The organism is Streptosporangium sp. NPDC023825, from assembly GCF_040639575.1.
Classification (GTDB): Bacteria; Actinomycetota; Actinomycetes; order Streptosporangiales; family Streptosporangiaceae; genus Streptosporangium.
The window spans coordinates 38,196-63,107 of record NZ_JBFAAE010000004.1 but is presented as its reverse complement, the minus strand read 5'-3'; the positions used below and the strand labels follow the sequence as shown (position 1 = coordinate 63,107).

Annotated in this window: 17 protein-coding genes; 3 read left to right on the top strand and 14 right to left on the bottom strand. The window is 66.4% G+C overall.

The annotated features are described in order from the left end of the window. Positions 1-340: 340 nt before the first annotated feature. Positions 341-5,494, bottom strand: coding sequence for a LamG-like jellyroll fold domain-containing protein (locus AB0G15_RS04795; RefSeq protein WP_362835373.1), 5,154 nt, complete (start codon positions 5,492-5,494; stop codon positions 341-343). A 310-nt stretch (positions 5,495-5,804) separates the two neighbouring features. Here AB0G15_RS04795 and AB0G15_RS04790 point away from each other — a divergent pair, with 310 nt between their 5' ends. Then, positions 5,805-8,903 (top strand): BTAD domain-containing putative transcriptional regulator, encoded by a 3,099-nt coding sequence (locus AB0G15_RS04790; protein ID WP_362835371.1) that lies wholly within the window; start codon positions 5,805-5,807, stop codon positions 8,901-8,903. Positions 8,904-8,948: 45 nt separating this feature from the next. Here AB0G15_RS04790 and AB0G15_RS04785 read toward each other — a convergent pair whose 3' ends face one another. The 6 genes from AB0G15_RS04785 to polA all read right to left on the bottom strand — a co-directional run bounded on the left by AB0G15_RS04785 (position 8,949) and on the right by polA (position 16,567). Then, positions 8,949-9,248, bottom strand: a complete 300-nt coding sequence (locus AB0G15_RS04785; RefSeq protein WP_362835369.1) for a hypothetical protein — start codon at positions 9,246-9,248, stop codon at positions 8,949-8,951. 102 nt (positions 9,249-9,350) lie between these two features. Further along, entirely contained in the window at positions 9,351-9,950 is a 600-nt protein-coding gene (coaE, locus tag AB0G15_RS04780; protein WP_362835367.1) for a dephospho-CoA kinase, read from the bottom strand. A gap of 180 nt (positions 9,951-10,130) precedes the next feature. Continuing rightward, positions 10,131-10,586, bottom strand: a complete 456-nt coding sequence (locus tag AB0G15_RS04775) for a GNAT family N-acetyltransferase (protein ID WP_362676138.1) — start codon at positions 10,584-10,586, stop codon at positions 10,131-10,133. A gap of 268 nt (positions 10,587-10,854) precedes the next feature. Continuing rightward, entirely contained in the window at positions 10,855-12,360 is a 1,506-nt protein-coding gene (gene rpsA, locus AB0G15_RS04770; RefSeq protein ID WP_362835365.1) for a 30S ribosomal protein S1, read from the bottom strand. 218 nt (positions 12,361-12,578) lie between these two features. Continuing rightward, positions 12,579-13,694: a polysaccharide deacetylase family protein gene (locus AB0G15_RS04765; RefSeq protein ID WP_362835363.1), complete on the bottom strand. Its 1,116-nt coding sequence runs from the start codon at positions 13,692-13,694 to the stop codon at positions 12,579-12,581. A gap of 137 nt (positions 13,695-13,831) precedes the next feature. Next, positions 13,832-16,567, bottom strand: coding sequence for a DNA polymerase I (gene polA, locus AB0G15_RS04760; protein WP_362835361.1), 2,736 nt, complete (start codon positions 16,565-16,567; stop codon positions 13,832-13,834). Positions 16,568-16,713: 146 nt separating this feature from the next. On the opposite strand from polA, the gene AB0G15_RS04755 reads away from it, so the two are divergent. Beyond that, on the top strand, positions 16,714-17,058 hold the full coding sequence (locus AB0G15_RS04755) for a hotdog fold thioesterase (RefSeq protein WP_362677893.1): 345 nt from the start codon (positions 16,714-16,716) through the stop codon (positions 17,056-17,058). A gap of 501 nt (positions 17,059-17,559) precedes the next feature. Here AB0G15_RS04755 and AB0G15_RS04750 read toward each other — a convergent pair. From AB0G15_RS04750 to AB0G15_RS04740, 3 genes are read right to left on the bottom strand one after another with little or no spacing between them, the layout of a single operon-like run. Continuing rightward, positions 17,560-18,312 carry an amino acid ABC transporter ATP-binding protein gene (locus tag AB0G15_RS04750; protein ID WP_362835926.1) on the bottom strand — a complete coding sequence of 251 codons (753 nt, stop codon included), beginning with the start codon at positions 18,310-18,312 and terminating at the stop codon, positions 17,560-17,562. A gap of 41 nt (positions 18,313-18,353) precedes the next feature. Continuing rightward, on the bottom strand, positions 18,354-19,202 hold the full coding sequence (locus AB0G15_RS04745; protein ID WP_362835359.1) for an amino acid ABC transporter permease: 849 nt from the start codon (positions 19,200-19,202) through the stop codon (positions 18,354-18,356). A 3-nt stretch (positions 19,203-19,205) separates the two neighbouring features. Continuing rightward, complete coding sequence (locus tag AB0G15_RS04740; protein WP_362835357.1) at positions 19,206-20,072, bottom strand: ABC transporter substrate-binding protein; 867 nt, start codon at positions 20,070-20,072, stop codon at positions 19,206-19,208. A 241-nt stretch (positions 20,073-20,313) separates the two neighbouring features. On the opposite strand from AB0G15_RS04740, the gene AB0G15_RS04735 reads away from it, so the two are divergent. Next, on the top strand, positions 20,314-20,874 hold the full coding sequence (locus AB0G15_RS04735; protein WP_362835355.1) for a DUF4352 domain-containing protein: 561 nt from the start codon (positions 20,314-20,316) through the stop codon (positions 20,872-20,874). A 207-nt stretch (positions 20,875-21,081) separates the two neighbouring features. On the opposite strand, the gene AB0G15_RS04730 is transcribed toward AB0G15_RS04735, so the two are convergent. From AB0G15_RS04730 to AB0G15_RS04715, 4 genes are all read right to left on the bottom strand, one after another. Beyond that, complete coding sequence (locus tag AB0G15_RS04730; RefSeq protein WP_362835353.1) at positions 21,082-21,894, bottom strand: ABC transporter ATP-binding protein; 813 nt, start codon at positions 21,892-21,894, stop codon at positions 21,082-21,084. Beyond that, positions 21,884-22,648, bottom strand: a complete 765-nt coding sequence (locus AB0G15_RS04725; RefSeq protein WP_362835924.1) for an ABC transporter ATP-binding protein — start codon at positions 22,646-22,648, stop codon at positions 21,884-21,886. The genes AB0G15_RS04730 and AB0G15_RS04725 overlap by 11 nt, the downstream gene beginning before the upstream one ends. 80 nt (positions 22,649-22,728) lie before the next feature. Beyond that, entirely contained in the window at positions 22,729-23,898 is a 1,170-nt protein-coding gene (locus AB0G15_RS04720; RefSeq protein ID WP_362835351.1) for a branched-chain amino acid ABC transporter permease, read from the bottom strand. Next, positions 23,895-24,863, bottom strand: a complete 969-nt coding sequence (locus AB0G15_RS04715) for a branched-chain amino acid ABC transporter permease (protein ID WP_362835349.1) — start codon at positions 24,861-24,863, stop codon at positions 23,895-23,897. The genes AB0G15_RS04720 and AB0G15_RS04715 overlap by 4 nt, the downstream gene beginning before the upstream one ends. Positions 24,864-24,912 lie beyond the last annotated feature (49 nt).

The window sequence follows — 24,912 nt, the reverse complement described above, 5'->3', positions numbered from 1 at the left end:
ACCTCTTCCACCGGGAGCTCCACGCTCATTTCAGGGACATCTCGACCTATCCCGGTTCGTGCGCGTCAATGACGCTTGACGACTTAACACCGCAGATGCTTGGCCTGTTCTCGCCGAGATCACCTCATTGCAAAATCCTTCAAGACGAGGAGGATTCAATTCACAATAAGGCAACGCGCAAGCTTCAAAGAGATGTGGCCGAACACCCCATTTTAGCTTTACGCAAAGACGGAGGTCGGAGAAGAATTCCCCGACCCCCACCTTCGTTTCATAACCATCCAGCCTAAAGAGAGGGCTTTTCTAAAGAGCAGCTCAACCCCGTCTTTGAACTGGAACTACCCTATAGCGTAGTCCAAGCCCATTGCCAAGCTGGGACTACGTTAATTGGCTGGAATGCACCACGCTTACAGTCTTCCGGCTTGATCGGCCCATCCTTTTTCTTGCATGAACCAAGAAGATAGATGGTAGAAGAAACCGTCTGCATTATTTTACTGTATCCGACGCAGAACACATCACCACACTCTGCCTGGAATGTTACCGGCTGTACTTTAGGATATTTGATCTCACGGCCTGCAGCATGCCCAGAAAGCGACACGCTTCCAGTGCTATCATCACCTTCTGTCGGGCTCATACCTGGCGGCCAGGAGATCGAAGGAGTCCCGGAAACTTTCTTAAGGTTGATTGTCGTAGCCAGTGTAGGCTGCAGATTCTTTAGAATAAGCTTATTTATCTTATCCTTTTCAAAGGATGAAGAAACGATGACGGACATACTTGCCGAGATAGTGCCGTATACGGGTTTTGCGGCACCAGTATTTCCCATATGCCCTCGCCACCTAAGGCTTCCTCCAGCCGTAAACCATAGTCCCTTAATGCGGTAGTCCCAGCCTGACAGATTCAGCTCGCACCACCCACTTTTGCATTCATGATTGAAAAGTTTTCCCGCTGGGCTAATGGGGCTTCCCGCGTGTCCCGTCCCTCCGTCATTAAAATCAGTCGAATCCTCCTCGACTTCGAATGGAACATTTTCGTAGGTTACTTCGCCGCATCTATGGAAGGCGAAAACGGTGATGAATTGGGAATTTTGAGGTTCGACCTGCCCACTTGTCCGAGCAGTGCTGGACTGGCTTGTGAGATCCCATTTGCGCTCAACCTTGACGGTTACCCTCACCATGTCGTCCACTGATTCCTGGACGATCATGTCATGCACAGCAACGGTCGAATTGCTTCGACTTACCCCTCCCATCTCCATGGCTTGCTTCTCTTCAACTAACGCTGAGTTAACTAGAGAGAGTTTGGCAGCAAGAGCGCTACTTGGCGCCCCATTCGGGTCGTCCCAGACATTGGCGGCACTTCCCTCTAAGACCGCGTCTTGAGCTTTGTACCAGTCGCCGATGGCATCTTTGAACTGCCATGTGTCACATGGCCGAGTGGATCCGACGGGCGGCGTTACGGGCGGCAAGGGTTTCGGTATGACTTGAGCGCTCTCCCAGTCACTAGTCCCGAAAGCCGTACGAGAACGCACCTTAACGATGTAAGTAGTGCCATTAGTCAGACCAGTGATCACAACTGCAGGGTCAGTGGCCTCAAGGGTTTTGACGACAGTACCTGCCGAACTCACTTCGATGTCATATCCGTCGAGGAAAGTGACGCTTCCATTGTCCTCAGGGAGGCCCCAACTGCCGATGGCGCCTGCGTCTCCTGGCTTAAGCGTCAGGTTAAGAACCTTGCTGGGCGGACCAGGAGGAAGATAAGTGAGAGCCAGCGAGGGCGGTTCGACGGCGTCGGCTTGCGCAAAGGTAATTACTTCGGCTTTATTGGAGGTAAGCATAAGCCACGCGTATGGACTGCCAGCAATGTCAGCCTGCAGAGCATTAATCGGCAGAGAGTAGATAGAGTTCGGATTCACGTCAGCAGCCAGATCGGAACCCTTGGTCTCAGCAGTGACCTGACCGTTCAACGGAACCGCTGTAATGACCGCATCCTGCGGACAGACACTGTTAGAACAGGCCGGGGTTCCAAGTTTAAGAATTCCCTCGGAAATAGCTGCGCCATCTGGGATTTCGTCGAGCCTGAACCCGATCACTGCAGCTGTCTTGTCGACACCGCTGCCACCGATCCGCATAACGGTCGAGTCGGTCACCGTGCAAGGCGAACCGTCACAGGCCGTCGGATCAACCTTGGCGGTCTTGATGACGAAGTTGTCCTTGAGCAGCGTCAGGTGGTTGACGGTCTCGGCAGGCGGGTCCGTGGGAGTACCCGGGGTGGTGAAGCTGACAGAGGCGGTCTTGGCCGTGCAGATTTCCTCCACGCCCTCATCCTGCGCGGTCGCTGCCGCGCTTTCCCGGGCCGAGGATGTGGCGTTCGACTTCGAGGCCGCGGGGGCCTGGCCGCCGGGGGTGTAGAACGTCCACTGGTAGGGCGCCATGGTATTACCGGCGAGGTCCTTGGCGCCGGTCACCTTGGCTACGTACCGCATATCCTCCTGCAGGATGTAGGGATCGAGGGTCAGTATTTTGCCGGTGGCGTCCATCACCGGCGTGCCGGATACCGGCATGGAGAACTCGGGGTTGTAGCCGATGACCTCCATCTGGGCACCCGTCACCCGCTCGCTGAACGTCACCACCACGTCGGCGTAGGCTTCGACCTCCGTCGCGCCGTTGGCCGGGACGGTTCTCACGATTGTGGGAGGGGTCGTGTCTCCCGTCGGCGTCGGCGTCGGGGTGACCGTCGGAGTGGGAGTGACCGTGGGTGTGGGAGTGACCGTGGGTGTGGGCGTCGGGGTCGGGTTGGGGTCCGGGTCGGGTGACGTGCCGCTGCCGACGACGCAGGCCTGCATCTGCCACTTGTAGGTGCGACCGGCCTGGACGGTGTTCTCCGGCACCTGGAACGACGCGCGCTCACCGCCGTTGACCGACCTCGCGCCCAGCGGGCTCGATCCGATCGGCGTGCCGGCGTTGTCGTACAGGAAGTACTTGGCGGTGACCGGTCCGCCCGAGGGGCGGTTGACCATGCCCGACAGGATCGGCCTGGTCGGGTCGGCCATACCGGTCTCGGCGTCCGTGGGAACGTACGGCGCGTCGGTGGTGATGCGGTAGTACGGGCTCTCGCTGCAGGTGATGGGGGTTGCCCCGTTGATGCAGGCCCTGACGGAGAACTTGAAGCTGTCGACGTTGCTGACGTCGTAGGTGATGGACGCGGCCTGGCCGGAGGGCAGGTTGGCGTTGGTGGGCGGGGTGAGGTTGAGCATCCACTGGATCTCGGTGGGGCTCAGGGCGCGGTCGTAGGCGCGGATCTCGTCATAGGCGGCCTTGACCGAGGAGTAGGCGAAGCCGCCGCGCCTGCCGTTGCCGAGCTCGAAGGACCGGTCGGCCTGCCACGGTGTGACGGTGTGGTCGGCCTCCGCGGCCTGGACGCCGTTGACGTACAGGCGGATCTTCTTGGCGACGGCGTCGTAGACACCGGCCAGGTGGGTCCAGGTGCCGATCGACGCCGTCGTGGAGGACTTGATCTCCGTCACCGGGCTGGTGGCGGTGTTGTCGTGGTACATCTGCATGTTCCACTTGCCGGCGGTGGAGTCGTAGCCGACGCTGAAGGCGCTGTTGACGGTTCCGTTCTGGCTGATCAGCGGGATCGTGCTGGTCCCGACGTCCAGCCTGACCCAACCGGCCGCGGAGAAACTCTTGTCCGTCCGCAGCACCGGACCTTCGGTCGAGGCCTGGGAGGGAGTCCCGGCGGTGCCGTTGAGAAGGAGCGCCTTGCCGTCCTTGCCGTCGATCCACGAGTAGCGTCCGTCGACGAAGGTCAGGATGTTGCCCTTGCCGCTGGAGTCGATGCCTCCGGTGCCGTCGGTGAAACTCCACTTCCCGATCTCTCCTCCGCCTGTCGTCCAGGAGGGAAGCGGCGCGGTGGACTCGACCACGGAGACGTAGTAGTCGATGTTCCTTCCGTCGACGGAGGTGGACTTGTAGCCGACCTTGGCCGAGCTCTTGCGCACGATCGCGTGGTCGCCGTCCATCGAGTCGACCGACTCGGCTGTGACCCTGGGGATCTCGGGCGGCAGGATGTACTGGGTGATCAGCTTGGGCGGGGTGGCGCCGGTGCCGGTGGTCTCCGCGGAGTGGAAGACCGCCGAGTAGCCGCTGTAGCGGTCGACGCTCTCGGTCGAGCCCTGGAGCCCGATGCCGTAGTTGGGCTGGCCCGCGGCCCAGTCCTTCACCCACTTGGTGATCGGCCAGGTCATCACGCCGGGCGTGAGGACGTTCGTGGTCGGGCAGGGGGTGGTCACGAAGTCGAGACTGGCGGGCTTGTTGGACCAGGTCATCCTGCCCGGCGTCCAGCCGGTGTTGACCCTGGTGGCGTACACCCTGCCGTCGCCGCGCTGGTGGCAGCCGGGTGACTCGGTGCGCCACAGCTGCATGGTGGAGGAGATGATGGGCTTGTTGGCCAGGCCGGCGACGTCGAACGTCAGGTACGAGCGCCAGTAGTTGACCGCGTCCACCCCGTTGCAGCCGTGATAGGCGGCGCCGATCTTCAGCAGCGTCGCGCCCGGCTGGTCGTAGGTGTTGCAGTCCGCGCCGCTGGAGAGCAGCGTGTCGGTCTTGACGGTCAGCGTGGAGGTGGGGTCCACCACAACGGGGTAGACGGTGGCGGGGTCGGCCAGCCAGCCGGCGTCCGGTTTAAGGACCAGCGTCCGCTTGCCGCCGTCCTCGACGACGGAGGTGGCTATCGGAGCGCTGCGCGGCGCGGTGACGGCCTTGGGGTCCCGCGCGCCGGCCCCGGTGCTGTCCCACATCACCGGCTTCGGCGCCTGGGCGACGACCTTGTCCTTGCCGTCGGTGAGCTCCAGTCCGCCCCGCTTGGACATGGCGAGGGTCAGCTCCGGAGACTCCACCGGAATGCGGATCTCCAGCGCCTCCTTGGGACGCTCACGCAGCACCACGTCGTGCCGGAAACCGGTGGGCAGGGCGGTGACGACCAGGTCGGCCGCGGGTCCGGCGGCGTCCGGGTAGGTGGCGACGTTGCCCTTCACCACCGGGCGGGGCAGTTTCCCGTCCCAGGAAAGGGTGAGGCTCTGGTCCGCGTCACGCTTCATCACGGCGAACGGAGCGTCGTCACCGCCGAGAGAGAAGGCGAGGTCGGCCTTGGCCACCTTGGGCTTGAGGACGCCGTCCTTCTCCACCAGCGTGGTGTCGATCCACGCCCACACGCCGTTGTCCTGCCTGACCTGCGCGGGGCCCGAGTACGACTCCGTCTTCAGGCTGCCGTCCGGGAAGGCCCAGGTGCGCGAGGTCTCGGTGAAGGCCCCGATGGCCTCGACCGGCTTGTTCTGCTTCCTGGCCTCCTTGATGGCCGCGCGCAGTGGGGCGTCGGGGTCCTTCGGGAGGGGAAACGGCGTCTGGAGCGGCGCCGAGGGAGTGGGTTCGGGATCGGCGGCCTGTGCGGGCAGGACACCGCCCGACACCAGGAGCGAGGCCGCCAGGGCCGAGACGGTCACGACCGTGGTCGTGACCCGTCTGTTCGGTCTGCGCCGCCGGGGCGGCGCGAAGGGACGGTTCGGTAAGGGAAACCCCACCGGTGCCTCCATCGTGAAAGGGAGATTGAACCGGCCGGACAAGGAAATGGGAGAGCCCGGCCGAAGATGATCGCGGTAAGCATCTCGGCCGGCGCTGTTGATCTTGTCGTATAGAATGTCTTGATCTTGCTATACGGTCGGATTCTGCGCATTAAACAGGGGATGGGTCACGTATGAAGCAGTCCAGGGCAGGAAATATGTGCGGGGCGCACACGCACCACTTCACTCAGCAATGACCGCACGGAGAGTCGAAACACAGCTTCGCCTCCTTGGTCCGGTCGACGTATGGCGCGACGAGCGTTCGGTCAACGTCGTGGGGCCCAAACAACGAACATTGCTCGCCCTTCTCGTGCTGCAGGCGAATCGGATCGTCCCCCACGACCGATTACTGACGGCCCTGTGGGGAGGAGCCATTCCGGCGACCGGCCGGCGACTGCTCCACAATCACCTGTGGTCCGTACGGCGCCTGCTCGACGACGCGAACGCCCTGGTGGGCACGCCTACCGGATACTCCCTGCGGCTATTGCCGGGCGGCTCCGACCTCGATGTCTTTCTCACCGAGACAACGGCGGGACGCTCCGCCATGATCGGAGGGGATCCGGCGAAGGCCTCTGATCACTTCCGTACAGCGCTGGCGCTCTGGCGCGGCCCCGCACTCGACGGCACCCAACCCGAATTTCAGGCCGCAGAAGGAAGCTCACTCGAAGAATTACGCATCGCCGCGGTCTTCAACCGTATCGAGGCGGATCTCATCCTGAAGCGGCACGCGGAGTTGATCGGCGAACTGCGTCTGCTGGTGGCTGAGCATCCTCTGCACGAGGGCTTCCGGGGTCAGCTGATGCGGGCGTTTCACCGAATCGGCCGCACGGCGGAGGCACTGGAGGAATTCAGGATCGCCAGGCAGCACTTCCGCGAGGAACTCGGACTGGATCCGGGCGAGGAACTCGCCCGGATCCACCGGTCGATTCTGGCGGGTGGACCGACCGCTGAAACCACCTCGGAAGAGCCCATCCCCTCCTCTTCGGTATCCCCCTCTCCCGCTGCACCGCCCGCGACGGCCGTGCCCAGGCAACTGCCGGCCGACATCGCTCGCTTCACCGGTCGTGAGGAGAGTCTGCGACGTCTGGACCTCCTGCTCTCCGTGGATCGGAACGGTGCGTCAGCCGTGGTGATCACCGCTATCACCGGCACTCCCGGGATCGGGAAGACCGCGCTCGCAACGCGGTGGGGACACCGTGTGGCGGACCGGTTTCCGGACGGGCAGCTGTACGTGAACCTCCACGGTTACTCCCAGGGAGAGCCGGTCACCGGTACGCAGGCGCTGCATCAGCTCCTGAGAGGGCTCGGGGTCGCCACGGACCAGATCCCCCATGAGACCGACGAGCGGGCGTCGATGTACCGATCGCTTCTCGCGGACAAACGAATGCTCGTGGTGCTCGACAACGCGGCCAAGCCGGAACAGATACGCCCGTTACTCCCCGGCTCGTCGCTGTGCAAGGTCGTCATCACCAGCCGGGACTCTCTGCGAGGGCTTACGGCGACGCACGATGTCGACACCCTCACCCTCGACCTGCTCTCACCCGATGAGGCGAAGGCACTGCTCGTCGCCGTCCTGGGGAAGGATCGGGTCCGCGACGAAACCGACGCCGTACTCGAACTCGCTCACCTCTGCGGATATCTCCCGCTCGCGCTGCGGCTGGCCGCAGCGCATCTGGTAGGCCAGCCCACGCTACCCATCGCCGACTTCACGGCCAGGCTTCTCCGGGAGAACCGGCTGACGGCGCTGGACATCGAGGAGGACCCGCACATAGGCGTCCGGGCCGCTTTCACGATGTCCTACAGAGGCCTGCCCGAACCCGCCCGGCGGACCTTCAGGTTGCTGGGCGTCCACCCCGGCCCCGACATCGGCGTCGACGAGGTCATCGCCCTGACAGGCTCGTCCATCGGAGCCGTGAACGCCGCTCTCAACACGCTCATCGGCGCGCACCTCGTCCAGCACGGCACCGACGGGCGTTTCGTCGTCCATGACCTGGTGAGCCTGTTCGCCCGCGAGCAAGGCGAGGCCGAAGACGCAGAGGCGACTCGGCACGGCGCGCTGATCCGGCTGTTCGACTGGTATCTGCACACCGCCAGAGCCGCCATGAACCAGGTGCATGCCGACCACAGCGAGATCAAGCTCGTCTCGGAACCCCCCTCGCGCGGCATTCCAGCCTTTGACGATTATGGTTCCGCCACCACATGGCTGGACATTGAATATCCAGCATTGATTTCCGCTGTAAATTACGCGGCAAGTCATGGATGGCCGGGTTACGCGTGGCAGATCGCATACGCGCTGGACTACTTCTTCTACCTCAGGGATAGAACCGATGATTGGTTGACGGTTCTTCGGACCGCCTTGTCTGCTGTCCGCGAGGCCGGCGACCAGCACGGAGAGGGGCGGATACTGAACGCCCTGGGTGCGGCGAACATGTTTGCCGGGAAAATAGACGAATGTCTTGAGTATCAACGGCAGGCCCTGGACCTCAGCCGGACGATCGGGGACCGAAAGGGTGAGGGCTATGCCCTGGGCCGGATCGGATACAGCCTGCTCTGGACCGGTGGCTTCCGTCAGGCCATGGAGAGCTGCCTGGAGGCGATCGGATTGTTCCAGCGGCTTGACGATGAGCAGGGCGAGGTGACGGCGATGTTCACTTTGGGAATCGCCCATCTCCGGTTGGGCCGCCCACTGGAGGCGCTTCGCTGTCTCGAACGCTGCCTGGCCTTCGACCGCAAGACAGAAAACCAAAACGACGAGGCTTACACGCTGGCAATTCTGGGCGAAGTTCACGAAATCCTGAACGATCTGGAGACGGCTCTGGAATTCCAAAAACAATCGATCCTGCTGAACAGAGCAGTGGGAAACCGACGATTTGAAGCAAACGCCATGAGCAACATTGGCAGAATACGCAGACAACAAGGACAGTATACCGAGGCCATCAAACAGCACAGACAGGCTCTTATTCAGATAAGGGAGGTGGGAGACCAGTATGCTGAGTGCGATATCTTGATGAATCTCGGAACAGCCCTTCTGGAAACCGGAGAAAAACAGGCCGCGCTGGAGAACCAACATGCCGCTCTGGACATAGCCATCACCGTCAAAGACCGGTATCGGCAAGGTCTGGCTCGCGACCATCTCGCCCATGCGCTACACGCAATCGGCAGCACCGAAAAGGCCACTACCCAGTGGAAAACGGCTTTCGACATTCTCTCTCCCATGGGAGTCCCAGAAGCCAGAGAGATCGCCCGGCGGATGCGTGAGACGTCGGCTTTCGCAACATGGTCACCAGGGTGATCGCAGGTCAACGAGGGCCCGGGAAGAGAGGCTTCAGGGGCTTCCTCAGGACGTCCGCATGATCCGCGTCCTATTCAGACCGTGAGCAACAGCGTCGTCACCCACCGCGACCGGCGCCGTCCCCGCCACGACGAAGGTGAGCATCGGCACCCGCGCTTCCCTGCGGCGGCACCACTCGAACCACAGCAGGGTGGCAAGGGAGGCCCACGAGGTGATCGCCGAGGCCAGGCCGTACCGGCTCAGGGTGGGCACTACCAGGAACAGGCCGACGACGAAGACGAGCAGTTGCCATGGGGAACAGCGCGAGAGTGAGCTTCGAGTGGTCGCGCCAGGCGAACGCGGCAACCATCAGGGCCGCTCCGTCCAGGGCGGCTAACTGGATCGGCGGCTCCAGCAGGATCGCTGCGACGAACAGTGCGCACGCCGAGCCCCTGAACGCCGTCCCGCTCAGACGCCGGCGCGGGCCGTCAGGTCGGCCCAGATGCCGTCCATCCGGGCCTCCAAATCCTCCAGGGTCCCCTCATTGGGGACGACGATGTCGGCGATCTCCAGCCGCTCCTCGCGGGTCGCCTGGGCGGCGAGCCTGGCCCTGGCGTCCTGCTCGCTCATGCCGCGCAGCTCGATCAGCCGGGCGAGGCGCACCTCGTCGGAGGCGTCGACGACGATCACCACCTCGTACATGGGGGCGAGCTTGTTCTCCGCCAGCAGCGGCACGTCGTAGATCACGATGCTGCCGGGAGGCGCCTGCTCCTGCAGCTCGCCGACCCTCGCGCCGACGAGGGGGTGGACGATGGCGTTGAGGGAGGCGAGTTTCTCGGAGTCGGCGAAGACGATCGAGCCGAGTTTCTCCCGGTTGAGCGAACCGTCCTCGTGCAGGACACCCGTGCCGAAGACGCCGGTCACGCGCGCCAGCCCGGGGGTTCCCGGCTCGACCACCTCTCTGGCGATCTTGTCGGCGTCGATGACCACGGCGCCACGGGCGCCCAGCCGACGGGAGACCTCGCTCTTGCCCGACCCGATGCCGCCGGTAAGCCCCACCTTCAACATGATCCGCAGCATACGCCGTACGGGCCGTGCTCCGGGGCGGTCGGCGCCGGGCTCGGCCAGGCGGCGCACTCCGGCAGGCCGGTAGAAGCCGCCCTCGCGGCGCCGGAGGCCACGCTGCCGCCCCTCGGGCCGCGGCCTTCACTCGGCACCGAACGACGTGCGGGAACGCGCCTGAGGCTCCTACAGCTCCCTGCGCAGGTGCACCAGGGTGAGGTGGTCGCTCATCGGCTCCCTGCGGGTCTCTCGGTAGCCGTGGCGGCGGTAGAGGCGCAGGTTGCCCTCCGACAGGTGGCCGGTGAACAGGTCGAAGGCGAGTGCCGTGGCGGCCTCGTCGTGCAGGGCCGCCAGCAGGGATCCGCCGATGCCCTCGCCCTGCCGGTCGGGGGCGACCACCAGGCGGCCGACCAGGCAGGTCGTGCCGGACATCCGGCCGCGGACCGATCCCACGATCCTCGCCCCGTCGCGGGCGACGAGCACGGTGGCCGTCTCGACGGCCTTGCGGACCTGGGCGGCCGACTCCACGAGCGGCGGGATGAACGGGTCGCCGTAGAGCTGGGCCTCGCCCACGTAGGCGGCGCGTTGCACGGTCAGGATCTCGCCCGCGTCCTCGGGCTCCGCCACCTCGATCACGATCACGGCGTCACCCTAGCGGCCGGGCGGGAGGCCGGGGGCGGAGCGGTCCCACGGGGAGCCGTCTCAGAGGGCCTACGGATTCCATCCCGGGACCGCTGGGACGGCTCCCGCGGATTCCGTCCGGGAGCCGTCCCAGCGCTCCCGCGAACTTCATGGACTCCGGGCCCGGATTCCATGGAGGAGTGTCCCGGGAACGCGGAAAGGGCCCCGCCGGAGCGGGGCCCTTCCTTCGATCTTCTACCGCGTTGTCAGCCCGGCGCCGTCGGCACCGTCAGTTCTGGCCGCCCGCGAGCTTCTCGCGCAGAGCCGCGAGAGCCTCGTCGGAGGCCAGCGCGCCCGCCGCCGGAGCGGAGGAGCCGCTGCTGCTGCTGGAGGCGCCGGTGGAACCCGAGGACGGGGTCTCGCCGGAGTAGGACGTGGGGGCGGCCTCGCCCGCCTCGGCCTCGGCCTTGCGGGCCTCCTCGACCTGCTTCTTGTGAGCCTCGAAGCGGGTCTGAGCCTCGGCGTACTGCCGCTCCCACTCCTCGCGCTGCTTGTCGAAGCCTTCGAGCCACTCGCCGGTCTCGGAGTCGAAGCCCTCGGGGTAGATGTAGTTGCCCGAGTCGTCGTAGGTCGCCGCCATGCCGTACAGCGTGGGGTCGAACTCGACGTCGGCGCCGATCGCACCCTCGTTCGCCTGCTTGAGCGACAGCGAGATCCGGCGGCGCTCGAGGTCGATGTCGATGATCTTCACGAAGATCTCGTCGCCGACCTGAACGACCTGCTCGGGGATCTCGACGTGGCGCTCGGCCAGCTCGGAGATGTGGACCAGGCCCTCGATGCCCTCCTCGACGCGGACGAACGCACCGAACGGCACCAGCTTGGTGACGCGGCCCGGGACGACCTGACCGATCTGGTGGGTGCGGGCGAACTGCTGCCAGGGGTCTTCCTGCGTCGCCTTGAGCGACAGGGAGACGCGCTCGCGCTCCATGTCGACGTCGAGCACCTCGACGGTGACCTCCTGGCCGACCTCGACGACCTCGGAGGGGTGGTCGATGTGCTTCCAGGAGAGCTCGGAGACGTGGACCAGACCGTCGACGCCGCCGAGGTCGACGAACGCACCGAAGTTGACGATCGAGGAGACGACGCCCTTGCGGACCTGACCCTTCTGCAGGGTGTTGAGGAACGTCTGGCGAACCTCGGACTGGGTCTGCTCGAGCCAGGCGCGGCGGGACAGAACCACGTTGTTGCGGTTCTTGTCGAGCTCGATGATCTTCGCTTCGAGCTCGCGGCCCACGTACGGCTGGAGGTCGCGGACGCGCCGCATCTCGACCAGGGACGCCGGCAGGAAGCCGCGCAGGCCGATGTCGAGGATGAGTCCACCCTTGACGACCTCGATGACCGTGCCGGTGACGATGCCGTCCTCGTCCTTGATCTTCTCGATCGTGCCCCAGGCCCGCTCGTACTGAGCGCGCTTCTTGGACAGGATCAGGCGGCCTTCCTTGTCCTCCTTCTGGAGGACGAGGGCCTCGACGTGCTCGCCAACCTCGACGACATCCGCCGGGTCGACATCGTGCTTGATCGAGAGCTCGCGCGAGGGGATGACACCCTCGGTCTTGTAGCCGATGTCGAGCAAAACTTCGTCTCGATCGACCTTGACGACGGTGCCCTCGACGATGTCGCCGTCGTTGAAGTACTTGATGGTCAGGTCGATCGCTGCGAGGAACTCTTCCTCGGAGCCGATGTCGTTGACCGCTACCTGCGGGGTGCTCGAGGTGGCCTCAGTGCTGCTCGTCATGTGTGGAGTTGCTCCGAACGCGGACAGATGTCGATGTGGCGAACGCGCGGCAGGCCTCTTACCGTCAGCCGAAGAATTCATCGGCGTGATCGAGCGCGAGCCCACTCCGTCCGAGACGCGCGCGAGCCCACAACGCAGCGATCAGCATATGAGACCAGACGGGTATGGTCAATCCAACGACTCTACGCGCCCGCGTGCCGAAAGGATAACGATCTCGCTTAATAGGCGTTGATCTTCTGCCTCCGGTCCGCCCTGATATTACCTCGAAGCCCGCGAGGGATGGAGATCCGATCGGGGTCGCCGTCGGCCGTATAGCGCTCACGGGGATGCTTGTCCAGCCATCCGAGCCAGTACTCGGAACACCACTTGCGGCACTCCCCCTTCCTGCCGTTGCTCTGGATCCGCTGGATCGCGCGCCAGTCGTAGTCCTTGACGAACGGCGAGACCGACGGTTCGGCACCGGCGAGGAAGACGCCCTTGAACCGGTAGGACACTCCGCCCCATTTCCCCTTCTGCACGGTAGATCTTTTACGGGGCATGGCGCCGAACGGCAGCGCCAGCGTCTCCGAGGGAGGAACGCCGAGCCTCTTCAGCAGCCGCTCGACCTTGACGAGCTGCTCGGCGACCTTCTTCTTGGACAGGCTCGGCAGGTGGGGGTGGCCCCAGGTGTGGTTGGCCACCTCGAAGCCCCGCGAGGCCAGCCACTGCACGGCCCGCTCCTGGTCCTTCCGCTCGCGCAGGCCGAACGGGTCCCGATTCACCCAGAAGGTGGCGACGGGCCGGAACCCGGGATACTTCGCCGCCACCTGGTAGATGATGCCGACCGCGGTGTCCTTGGCCGGGGTGCCGTCCGCGTTGAGGGCGAAGTGGCTGGGGTGGCCGTCGTCGAAGGTCAGCACGACCGGGTGCTTGCCCGCCGGGACGTCCATCCTCCCGAGGGCGAACTCCCGCGCGGTGACCGGCACGTAGCCGTCCCTGGCGAGCCGCTCCAGCTCCTTGCGCACCTGGGCGGGGGTGCGGTCGATGGAGGCCAGCCTCTTACGGGTGATCCGGTGGTACATCAGGATCGGGACCGCTCCGGCCTCGTTGGCCTTCACCTGCCGGGCGAACTCCTCCGAGGCGGTGATCGGCGGCGGCAGCTCGGCCGAGGGCAGGTCGGGCGCCGGAGAGGGGGGCGCGGACGGCGGCGGCGACGGGCTGCTCGCCGCGCCCGGCCGGGCGGCGCCGGGTGGCGCGGAGGGCGGCGGGAGCACCAGGAGCACCACCACCGCCACCACGACGACCAGCACGTTGGCCAGTAAAATGATCTTCGTCAGGGGGATTGGACTCCGCACAGAACTCCCGCGCCCGTCGAGCTTCTCGGCTTGGATCACCAGCCTAGAACAGACTCGGACAGGCCCGGCCAATCAACGAAGTCCGACATCCCGGAACCGGTCGCGGCCCTCCCGGGAACCCCTCCTGGAAGGGATCGTCAGTGCCCGGCGTCCTCCCAGGTGCGGCCGACGCCCACCGAGACGGCCAGCGGGACGCGCAGGGAGTACGCGGCGTTCATCCGGTCGGTGACCAGCTCCCGCAGGGTCTCCAGCTCGCCGGGCGCCACCTCGAACACGAGCTCGTCGTGGACCTGCAGCAGCATCCGGGAGCCGAGCGAGGCCTCCTTCAGCGCGCTCTGCACGTTGAGCATGGCGACCTTGATGATGTCGGCCGCGGACCCCTGGATGGGCGCGTTGAGCGCCATCCGCTCGGCGATCTCGCGGCGCTGGCGGTTGTCGCTGTTGAGGTCGGGCAGGTAGCGGCGGCGGCCGAGGATGGTCTCGGTGTAGCCGTCGTTCCTGGCCTGCGCGACGATCGCGTTGAGGAAGTCGCGGACGCCGCCGAACTCCTCGAAGTACTCCTCCTTGAGCGCCCGCGCCTCGGAGACCGCGATGTTGAGCTGCTCCGACAGCCCGAAGTCGGACAATCCGTAGGCGAGGCCGTAGTTCATCGCCTTGATCTTGGCCCGCATCTCCCCGGTGACCTTCTCCGGCTCGACGTCGAAGACCCGGGCCGCGGTGGCCATGTGGAAGTCGTGCCCGGACTCGAAGGAGGCGATCAGCGCCTCGTCCCCGGACAGGTGGGCCATGACGCGCAGCTCGATCTGGCTGTAGTCGGCGGTCAGCAGGGTCTCGAAGCCCTTGCCGACCACGAAGCCCTGCCGGATGCGGCGGCCCTCGGCGGTGCGGATCGGGATGTTCTGCAGGTTGGGCTTCTCCGAGCTGAGCCGCCCGGTGACCGCCACGATCTGGTTGAACGTGGTGTGGATGCGGCCGTCGTCGGCGATCTCCTTGATCAGGCCCTCGACCGTGACCTTCAGCTTGGCCTGGTCGCGGTGGCGCAACATGATCGTCGGCAGCTCGTGCTCGGTCTGGGCGGCGAGCCAGGCCAGCGCGGAGGCGTCGGTGGTGTAGCCCGTCTTGGTCTTCTTCGTCTTGGGCAGGTTGAGCCTGGTGAACAGGATCTCCTGGAGCTGCTTGGGCGAGCCCAGGTTGAACTGCTCGCCGCCCACGGAGGCGTGCGCCGCCTCGACGGCCTGCTTGACCGCGGCGCCGAACTCGGCCTCCAGGCCGCTGAGGTGCTCCCGGTCGGCGGCGATGCCGGCCCGCTCCAGCTCGGCCAGCACGGTGACGAGCGGCAGCTCCACGTCGCGCATGAGGTGGGTGCCGCCCAGCGGCTCCAGGAACGCCTCCAGAGCGTCGGCGAGCTCGCCGACCGCCAGCGCCCGCAGGGCGAGGTCGCGGGCGCCGTCGGCGTCCTGGTCGTCGAAGAGGCTGGCCTGGCCGCCGTTGTCGGCCTCGCTGCGCAGCTCGCGCCTCAGGTAGACCCGTACGAGGTCCTCCAGCGGGAACGAGCGCTGCCCCGGCATCGCGAGGTAGGCGGCGAGCGCGGTGTCGCAGGTGAGGCCGCGCAGCTCCATGCCCTGCGCCCACAGCGCGAGCATCGGGCCCTTGGCGTCGTGCACGGCCTTGGGCTTCGAGGCGTCGGCCAGCCACTCGCGCAGGGCCGCCTCGTCGGCCTCGGTGAGCGTGGTCGGGTCGATGAACGCGGCGCCGGGCCCGCCCTTCGCCGCCCGCCCCGCCCCCGCGCCGGCTCCCGCCCCGGCCGCCGCGACGGCGATGCTGTCGACGCGGCCGGTGCCGCTGCCGTACGCGCCCTTGAAGGCCAGGCCCGCCCGGCCCTCGGGCAGCGCGCGCAGCCAGGGGCCCACCTCGTCGGGGCCCAGGGTGACGACCTCGACGTCGAAGCCCTCCTCCGCCTCCGTCTCGGCCGAGCCGATCGTCTTGAACAGCCGGTCACGGATCTCGCCGCGGAACTCCAGCGTGTCGAGGATCTTGTCGATCTCCTCGCGGTCGGGCGCGCCGATCTGCAGGGCGGTGACCTCGCGCTCCAGCGGCACGTCGCGGATCAGCTGGGTGAGCCGCCGGTTCATCAGCACCTGGTCGAGGTGGTCGCGGAGCTTGTCGCCGACCTTGCCCTTGACCTCGTCGACGCGGTTGACCAGCTCCTCCAGCGAGCCGAACTCGCGGATCCACTTTGCGGCGGTCTTCTCGCCCACGCCGGGGATGTTCTTCAGGTTGTCGCTGGAGTCGCCGCGGATGGCCGCGAAGTCGGGATACTGGGCCGGGGTGAGCTCGTACTTCTCCAGCACGGCCTCGGGGGTGAACCGGGTCATGTTGCTGATGCCGACCCGGGTCATCAGCACGGTGACCCGGTCGTCGACGAGCTGCAGCGCGTCGCGGTCGCCGGTGACGACCAGCACGTTCATGTCCTGCTCGGCGGCGCGGGTGGCGAGGGTGGCGATCAGGTCGTCGGCCTCGTATCCGGCCAGCGACAGGTGCGGCACGCGCAACGCGTCGAGCACCTCGTGGATCAGGCTCATCTGGCTGCGGAAACTGTCGGGGCTCGCGCTCCGGTTCGCCTTGTAGTCGGCGTACTCCTCGTGGCGGAACGTCGGCTCGGAGCGGTCGAAGCAGACCGCCACGTGGGTCGGCCGCTCGTCGCGGAGCACGTTGACCAGCATCGAGGTGAAACCGTAGACCGCGTTGGTCGTCTGGCCCGTGGTGGTGGAGAAATTCTCCTCCGGCAGGGCATAGAACGCCCGATAGGCCAGTGAATGCCCATCCAGCAGCAGGAGACACGGACGAGTGGGGGTCGCTTCGCTCTTCGGCACACCGAAAGCCTAGTCTCCTGGTGCGACAGAAAACCTGACCTCGTACTACAGGAGACGCCCCCTTGACCGTGACAGACCGCGACGAAGCCGCCCGGCGCATCGAAGAGGCGCTCGGCGCATCGCACAGGAACACGCTGGTGGACCGGATGGGCATCGAGATCACCGAGGCCACCGCCGAACGGGTGGTCGGCACGATGCCGGTCGAGGGCAACATCCAGCCGTACGGCCTGCTGCACGGCGGCGCCTCGTGCGTGCTGGCGGAGACCCTGGGCTCGACGGGCGCGGCGATCCACGCGGGCCCCGGGCGGATCGCCATGGGCGTCGAGATCAACGCCACCCACCACCGCTCGGCCACGTCCGGGCTGGTCACCGGGGTGGCCACCCGGATCCACGGCGGCCGTACGCTCGCCACCTACGACATCGAGATCGTCGACGAGCAGGGCCGCCGGGTGTGCACCTCGCGTCTCACGTGCATGCTGCGCGACGCCTGATCACGCCGAGCGCCCCCGGTCACGCCTGGTCACGCCTGCCGATCGTCTGATCACATCTCGTCCTCGATCATATTCGGACCGCCTTTTTGCCCACCTGGAGCAACGAGTCCGCTACGGTGGGTGACGGCGATGCCCGCGGGGAGGCCGAGTAGAAAACGTACGGGGTCGGGGAAGCTCCGTATGGCGCCAAAGGCCTCCCCCGGGCTCGCCACGTCTCGCCGGGCCCGCGGGACCCGCGGTCCGGCCGGGATCCGTTCCCGCCCCTCACCGTTCCCACCGGCCTTTGCGCGTCGTTCCCATCGGCCTTTCCGCGTCCCGCCCCTCGCGCGGACCTCCGCGCACCCGCCCGGCACGCGTCCCGCTCCGCCCGGACCCTCGCCGCGCACCCACCCCGCCTCTCGGCACCCCGTACCCCGGCACGCGTCCCGCCCTCCGCGACACGCCTGCCCCCGGCACGCGTACGGCCCGCGCCGGGCGGGCGCGGGCCGTGCACGGCGAAGCTCAGATGTCGGTGTGCGTCGGGTCGAGCACGCGGCGCAGGAAGGTCTTGGTGCGCTCGTGCTGCGGAGCGCTGATCACCTGCTCCGGGCTGCCGTCCTCCACGATCACGCCGCCGTCCATGAACACGACCCGGTCGGCCACGTCGCGGGCGAACGCCATCTCGTGGGTGACCACGAGCATGGTCATCCCCTCCTCGGCGAGCTTGCGCATGACCGTGAGCACGTCTCCGACGAGCTCGGGGTCGAGCGCCGAGGTGGGCTCGTCGAAGAGCATCAGCGCCGGGCTCATCGCCAGTGCCCTGGCGATGGCCACGCGCTGCTGCTGCCCGCCGGAGAGCTGGGCGGGGAAGGCGTCGCACTTCTCCCCAATGCCGACCTTCTCCAGGTTCTCCCTGGCGATCCGCTCGGCCTCCGCCTTATTCCGCTTCAGCACCCGGCGCTGCGAGATCATCACGTTCTGCAGGACGGTCATGTGCGGGAACAGGTTGAACTGCTGGAAGACCATCCCGACACCGCGGCGGGCGGCGTCGATGTCGACGTCGCGGTGGGTCAGCTCCACGCCGTTGACGACGACCTTGCCCGACGTGGGCTGCTCCAGCAGGTTCACGCAGCGCAGCAGCGTGGACTTGCCCGACCCCGAGGGGCCGATGACGCAGACCACCTGGCCGGGCTCGACGGCGAAGTCGATGCCCCGCAGGACCTCGTTCTTCCCGAAGTACTTGTGCAGGTCACGGATCTCGACCGCGTGGTTCACCGGGGTCGCCGGGGTCGCTTCCGAAGTCGTCGGAGTCACTGTCACCGTCCCCTCGCCTGTCGCCTCTCCAGCCGGGACGCGAGGTAACCCAGCGGGATGGTGACCAGTAGATACGTCACACCTACGACCAGGATGGGCGTGGCGTTGGCATAGGTCGAGGCCGTGTCGTTGCCGAACTTGGTGAGCTCGACGTAGTCGCCGGAGACGCCGAGGAACAGCACCAGCGAGGAGTCCTTGAGAAGGGACACGAACTGGTTGGTCGTCGGCGGGATGACGATGCGCACGGCCTGCGGGATGACGATGCTGACCATGGCCCGCGAGTACGACATGCCCAGCGAGCGCGCCGCCTCCATCTGTCCCTTGGGCACCGCCTGGAGTCCGGCGCGGAGCGTCTCGGCCATGTAGGCCGAGCCGACGATCGTCAGGCCCAGGATGCCCTGGCCGTACGTGCCGCCGGGCACCTCGAAGCCGGTGATGGCCAGCGGCAGGAACAGGATGAGCAGGAAGACCAGCAGGGCGGGCAGGCCCCGGAAGATCTCGATGTAGGCGACCGCGATCCACCGGTAGGGCCGCACCGACGACAGCCGCATCAGCGCGAACAGCAGACCGAGCAGGAAGGCGAAGACGAAACCGCCGACCGAGTAGATGATCGTGTTCTTCAGCGCGATCGTGAACAGGTCGGGAAGCGTCTTCTCGGCGATGTCGGGCCTGGTGAAGTTCTCCCCGAGCTTGCCCCACTCGATGCGCAGGGCGAGGAAGGCGACCACGGCCCCCAGTACGAGGTACTGGACGCCCCTGCTGATCTGCTGCCTCTTACGGGGACTGAGCCCACTCCCGGCGGGGGCTCCCCCGCCGGGAGTGGGCTCGACCGTCTTCGGGTGGTCGGTCATCGGTTAACCGAGCTCGCCGGGCTTCTTGCCGAACCACTTGACGAAGATCTGCTCGTAGGTGCCGTCGGCCTTGGCCTCGGCGATCGAGTCGTTGATCGCCTTGAGCAGGATCGGGTCGGAGCCCTTCTTCAGGCCGACGCCGTACTGCTCGCCGGTGTCGAGGCTGGCGACCAGCTCGAACTTGTCGGCGATCTCGGGCTTCTTCAGCCAGGTCAGGACGACCGGGAGGTCCTGGACGATCACGTCGACCTGGCCGGACTGCAGGCCGAGCAGCTCCTTGGGAGAGTCGGCGAACTCCTTCGGGTCGAGGCCCTTCTCCTTGACGTAGTCGAGGCCCGTGGTGGAGGCCTGGGCGCCGAGCTTGAGGCCCTTCGCCTTCACCTCGTCGAGGGTCTTGACGCCGGCGCCCTTCTTGGCCAGCAGAGCCTGCGTGGCGTCGAAGTAGGGCTCGGAGAAGTCGATGTTGGCCTTGCGCTCCTCGGTGATCGTCATGCCGGCGGCGGCGACGTCACACTTGTTGGTGGCCATCGCAGCGCCGCTCTTGATGACGGCGAAGTCGATGTCGACGATCTCCTGCGTCAGGCCGAGCTTCTTGGCGGCCAGGTCGACGATGTCGACGTCGAAGCCGACGACCTTGTCGCCCTCCTTGAACTGGAAGGGCTCGTACGGGAGGTTGGTGCAGGTGGTCAGCTTGCCGGGGGTGACGAGCTTGGGACCGCCCGCGGCCGCGGGGGCGCTTGCCGAGGCACCATCGTTCGGGCTGGCGGAGGTGGACTCGCCACCACCGCCGCAGGCCGAAAGGCCGAGCGCACCGGCGACGACCATGGCGCCCACCGCCATCGCACGACGGGAAACAAAACTCAGGCCCACGAAGGCCTCCTTACGGTCAATGTCGCTTCTTGTATGGATACCTCAGTGCAGGTCATGCTTCATCACCTGCATAATCATGCAGATCACCAGTACGACACAATTCGGACAACAACCGCGTCCGGAGTTTTCTGTTCAATACCCTGCCCCCACGCGGATCCGGGCGCCGGCACTTGCCGGATCGACGACCCCCGTCGGGGGGAGCCGTTGAACTTCAGGATCTACCTCGGTTACGTTGCCGGATGTGCGTGGTCCCCTGATCCTGCTCACCGGTGCCGCCCTCGCCGCCGCCCTCCTGTCCGGCTGCGCCGGAGCTGAGCCGGCCGCTCCCGCCTCTCCCCCGGGCACGCCCACCCCGACCTACGAGCTCCCGCCGCGCCCGGTACGGCCGGGCGAGATCCCCGTCAGGTCCGCGCCGGTCACCGACGGCGACACCCGGTTCCAGGTGGTCGGCCTGCAGAAGGGCCTGAGCGGCTTCTTCGGCAGCCACGCCGAGTGGCAGGCCAAGGGGCAGTACGTGGTCGTGCGGATCCTGGTGGAGAACCCCGGCCGCACCAACGCCCGTTTCGACGCCAAACGCCAGAAGCTCATCGCCTCCGACGGCGCCGCGTACGCGATCGACAAGTTCGCGCAGGCCATCAAACGGCAGCCCGACGAGCTCCCGCTCGGCGCCCAGGTCAGGATCGAGCTGGACCTCTGGTACGACATCCCCAAGGAGGCGAAGGTCTCCGCGATCCGGCTGTTCGGCGACCCGCCTCTCGGCGTGACCGGCGGCACCGACGGCGTGCAGGTGCCGCTGCCCTGAGCCGCTTCCGCCCCGGGGGCCGCCCGGCGCCGCTCGGGGCGGCTCCGGGACTTCCGACGTCGTCTGGGCGGTAGATCCCCGCACCGGCGTGGACGGGCCCGCCGCGCGAGCGCGCGGCGGGCCCGTCACCTGCCATCGGGCCCGTGAAGGCCCCGTGAAGGCCCCGGGGAGACCCAGGGAGACCCCGTGGGGAAGGGGATCACCGGGTCAGGACAGCTCTTCCGGTTTCGCGGAGTCCCGCCCCTCCCGCGGAGCGGGAGCGGGGGTCGCCGGAGCGGGCGCGGTCTGCGTCGCCTCCGCCTCCAGGTCGATCTCCGCGCCGCCGCCCAGGTAGGCGGCCTGCACGGCGGGGTCGTTGAGCAGTTCGTCCGCGGGCGCGCTCTTGACCACCTTCCCGGTCTCCAGGACGTAGGCGCGGTGGGCCAGCTTCAGCGCCTGCTGGGCGTTCTGCTCCACCAGCAGCACCGTGGTGCCGCGGCGGTTGATCTCCTCGATGATCTCGAAGATCTGCTGCACCAGCAGCGGCGCCAGGCCCATCGACGGCTCGTCCAGCAGCAGCACCTTGGGCTTGGCCATCAGCGCGCGGCCGATGGCGAGCATCTGCTGCTCGCCGCCGGACATCGTGCCGCCCATCTGGGTCCTGCGCTCCGCCAGGCGGGGGAACAACTCGTAGACCTCGGCCAGGTCGGCGCTGAAGTCACCCGACCGGGTGTACGCGCCCATGAGCAGGTTGTCGTGCACCGTCATGCCGGGGAACACGCCCCGGCCCTCGGGCGCCTGCCCCAGGCCCGCGAGGACCCGCTTGTGGCCGGGCATCTTGCTGATGTCCTTGCCGTCGAAGGTGATGCTCCCCGACGACAGGCCGCGCAGGCCCGAGATCGTCTTCAGGGTCGTGGTCTTGCCCGCCCCGTTCGCCCCGATGAGCGTGACGATCTCGCCCTCGTTCACCTCGACCGAGATGCCCTTGAGCGCCTCGATCTTGCCGTAGTGGACACGGATGTCCTTGACCTCAAGAAGCATCGGCGGGAGCTCCCAAATACGCCTCGACGACCCGGGGGTCGGTCCGCACCTCGTCCGGCAGGCCATCGGCGATCTTCTGGCCGAAGTCCAGCACCGCGATGCGGTCACTGATGCCCATGATGAGGCTCATGTCGTGCTCGATGATCAGAATCGTCCGGCCCGCGTCGCGGATGTCCCGGATCAGCTGCTGCAGGGCCACCTTCTCCGCCGGGTTCATACCGGCGGCGGGTTCGTCCAGCAGCAGCAGCTTCGGGTTGGTCGCCAGCGCGCGGGCGATCTCCAGGCGACGCTGGTCACCGTAGGGCAGGTTCTTGGCGTGCTCGTTGGCGCGGTGCGAGATGCCGACGAAGTCGAGCAGCTCCATCGCGAGCTTGCGCCCGTCCTTCTCGGCCCGGCGGTGCCAGGGAAGCCCCAGCGCCACGCTGACCATGCCCGACCTGTGGTGCGCGTCCGCGCCCACCATGACGTTCTCGATGGCCGTCATGTTGTGGAACAGCCGGATGTTCTGGAACGTGCGGGCGATGCCCCGCTTGGTGATCTTGAAGCGCTTGACGCCGCTGATCTTCTCGTCCAGGAAGCGGACCTCGCCCTCGGTCGGCTGGTAGACGCCGGTGACCACGTTGAAGACCGTGGTCTTTCCGGCGCCGTTCGGGCCGATGAGAGCGAAGATCTCTCCCTCGTTGATGGTCAGGTTGACGTCACGCAGTGCCGTGACACCACCGAACCGCATGACGAGGCTCTTCAGCTCCAGCATGGCGCGACCCGCGCGCTCCGCCGGTACGGCCTTCGGATTCGTCCCTGCCGGACTCGCGTCGGCCGGGTTCACTTCGGCGCTCACTTGGAAGCCACCTCCTCACCGTGCGACTCGGGCCCGGGAACCTCGGCTCCGAGCGTACCCATCCCGCCTGACCCCTCTTTCAGCTCCGCCTTGCGTTGGCGCGATGGCAGCAGACCCTCCGGACGGAAGATCATCAGCGCCACGAGCACCGCACCGAAGATCAGCATGCGGTACTCCTGCAGGCCGCGGAACCGCTCGGGCAGCCACGCCACCACGAAGGCGCCCAGCATGACACCCGGCAGGTTGCCCGCGCCGCCCATGACCACCGCGGCCAGGATCGTCGCCGACAGCAGGAACTGGAAGTCGTTCGGGTTGATCGAGATGGCCTTCGCCGCCCACAGCACGCCCATCGCGCCACCGATGGAGGCACCGATGGCGAAGGCGAGCATCTTGAAGCGGAACGTCGGCACGCCCATGACCTCGGCCGCGTCCTCGTCCTCGCGGATCGCCGCCCAGGCACGCCCGACCCGGCTCTTCTCCCAGCGCTTCACCAGGATGATCACGATGACGGCCAGCGCGACCAGCAGGTAGTAGTAGGGTCGCGGGTCCAGCACGCCGTACTTGAACGGATCGACCCCGAACACGTTGGGGATGCTGATCCCGAACAGGTGCAGGTCCTCGTAGCTCGGCGGGTGCGGGATGCCGCGGATGCCGTTCGGGCCGCCGATCTCGTCGGTGTTGCGGGCGGTGATGCGGATGATCTCACCGAAGCCCAGCGTGACGATCGCCAGGTAGTCGCCGCGCAACCGCAGCGTCGGAGCGCCCAGCGTGATGCCCGACAGGGCGCAGATCCCGATGCCGACCAGCAGGATGAGCCAGAAGTTCCAGCCCAGCCTGGTGCCGATCAGCGCCATCGCGTAGCCGCCGACCGCGTAGAACGCGACGAAGCCCAGGTCGAGCAGGCCCGCCTGGCCGACCACCACGTTCAGGCCGATCGCCAGGACCACGTAGGTCCCGATCGGGAAGAACAGGATGCTCGCCCAGTCGGTGTAGGGCGACATGAAGGGGGCGAGGCTCTCCGACGGCAACAGCAGCGCCGCGATGATCAGGGCCACATAGAGGATCCAGCGCTGCCAGCCGGGAGTGTCCTGCCAGCGATCGTGCATGGCGTCACCGAAGCGGCCGAGACCGTTGCGGAAGCCTGCCAGGGGATTCTTCTGGTTCATGCGCGCGCCTGCTGGAGTGATTCACCGAGAATGCCGGTGGGGCGGAACATCAGGACCAAGACGAGGATGGTGAAGGAGATCACGTGCTTCCAGTCGGAGCCGAAGAAGATGGCTCCGTAGTTCTCCACCAGCCCGAGCGTGATTCCGCCGACCAGGGCGCCGCGCAGGTTACCGATGCCACCCAGGACCGCCGCGGTGAACGCCTTGATGCCGAAGAGGAATCCGATGTAGTAGTTCGTGTTCTCGTACGAGATCAGATAGAGCGCCCCCGCCACACCGGCCATGCTGCCGCCGATGAGGAAGGTCATCCGGACGATCCTGTTGATGTCGACGCCCATCAGGACGGCGGCCTCGGGGTTCTGCGCGGTGGCGCGGATACCCCGGCCGATCTTCGTCCGGTTCACCAGGGCGTCCAGCGCGATCATCATGCCGATGGCGGCGACGATGACGAAGATCTGGTCGACCCGGACCGAATGACCGAAGATCGAGAAAAGCTCGGTCCGCTCCATGATGCGGGGCAGACCCATCTGGATCCTGCCCTGCTCGGGACGGTCGAAGACGTTCGGGATCACCAGGAGCGCGAAGAGCTCCTGCAGGAAGATCGAGGCGCCGATCGCCGAGATCAGCGCCGCCAGCCGGGACGCGCCGCGCTTGCGCAGCGGCCGGTAGGCGATTCGCTCCAGCGCCACCGCGGTGCCCGCCGAGGCGATCATGCCGGCCAGGATCATCGCCAGGATGAGGCCGACGAGCGCGATGCCGGTGAGGGGCGAGTTGATGCCGAACACGAACGGTACGAACATCGCACCGAAGGTGCCGATCATGAAAACTTCGGAATGCGCGAAGTTGATCAGCCGCAGCACGCCGTACACCATGGTGTAACCGAGCGCGATCAGGGCGTAGATCGAGCCGAAGGCCAGGCCGTCGATCGTCGCCGGCCAGAACTGATTGATGAAGTCATTGAGCACTAGGGATTACCACTTCTAGCGGGGGTCGCCTGCACGTCCGGGTAGCACA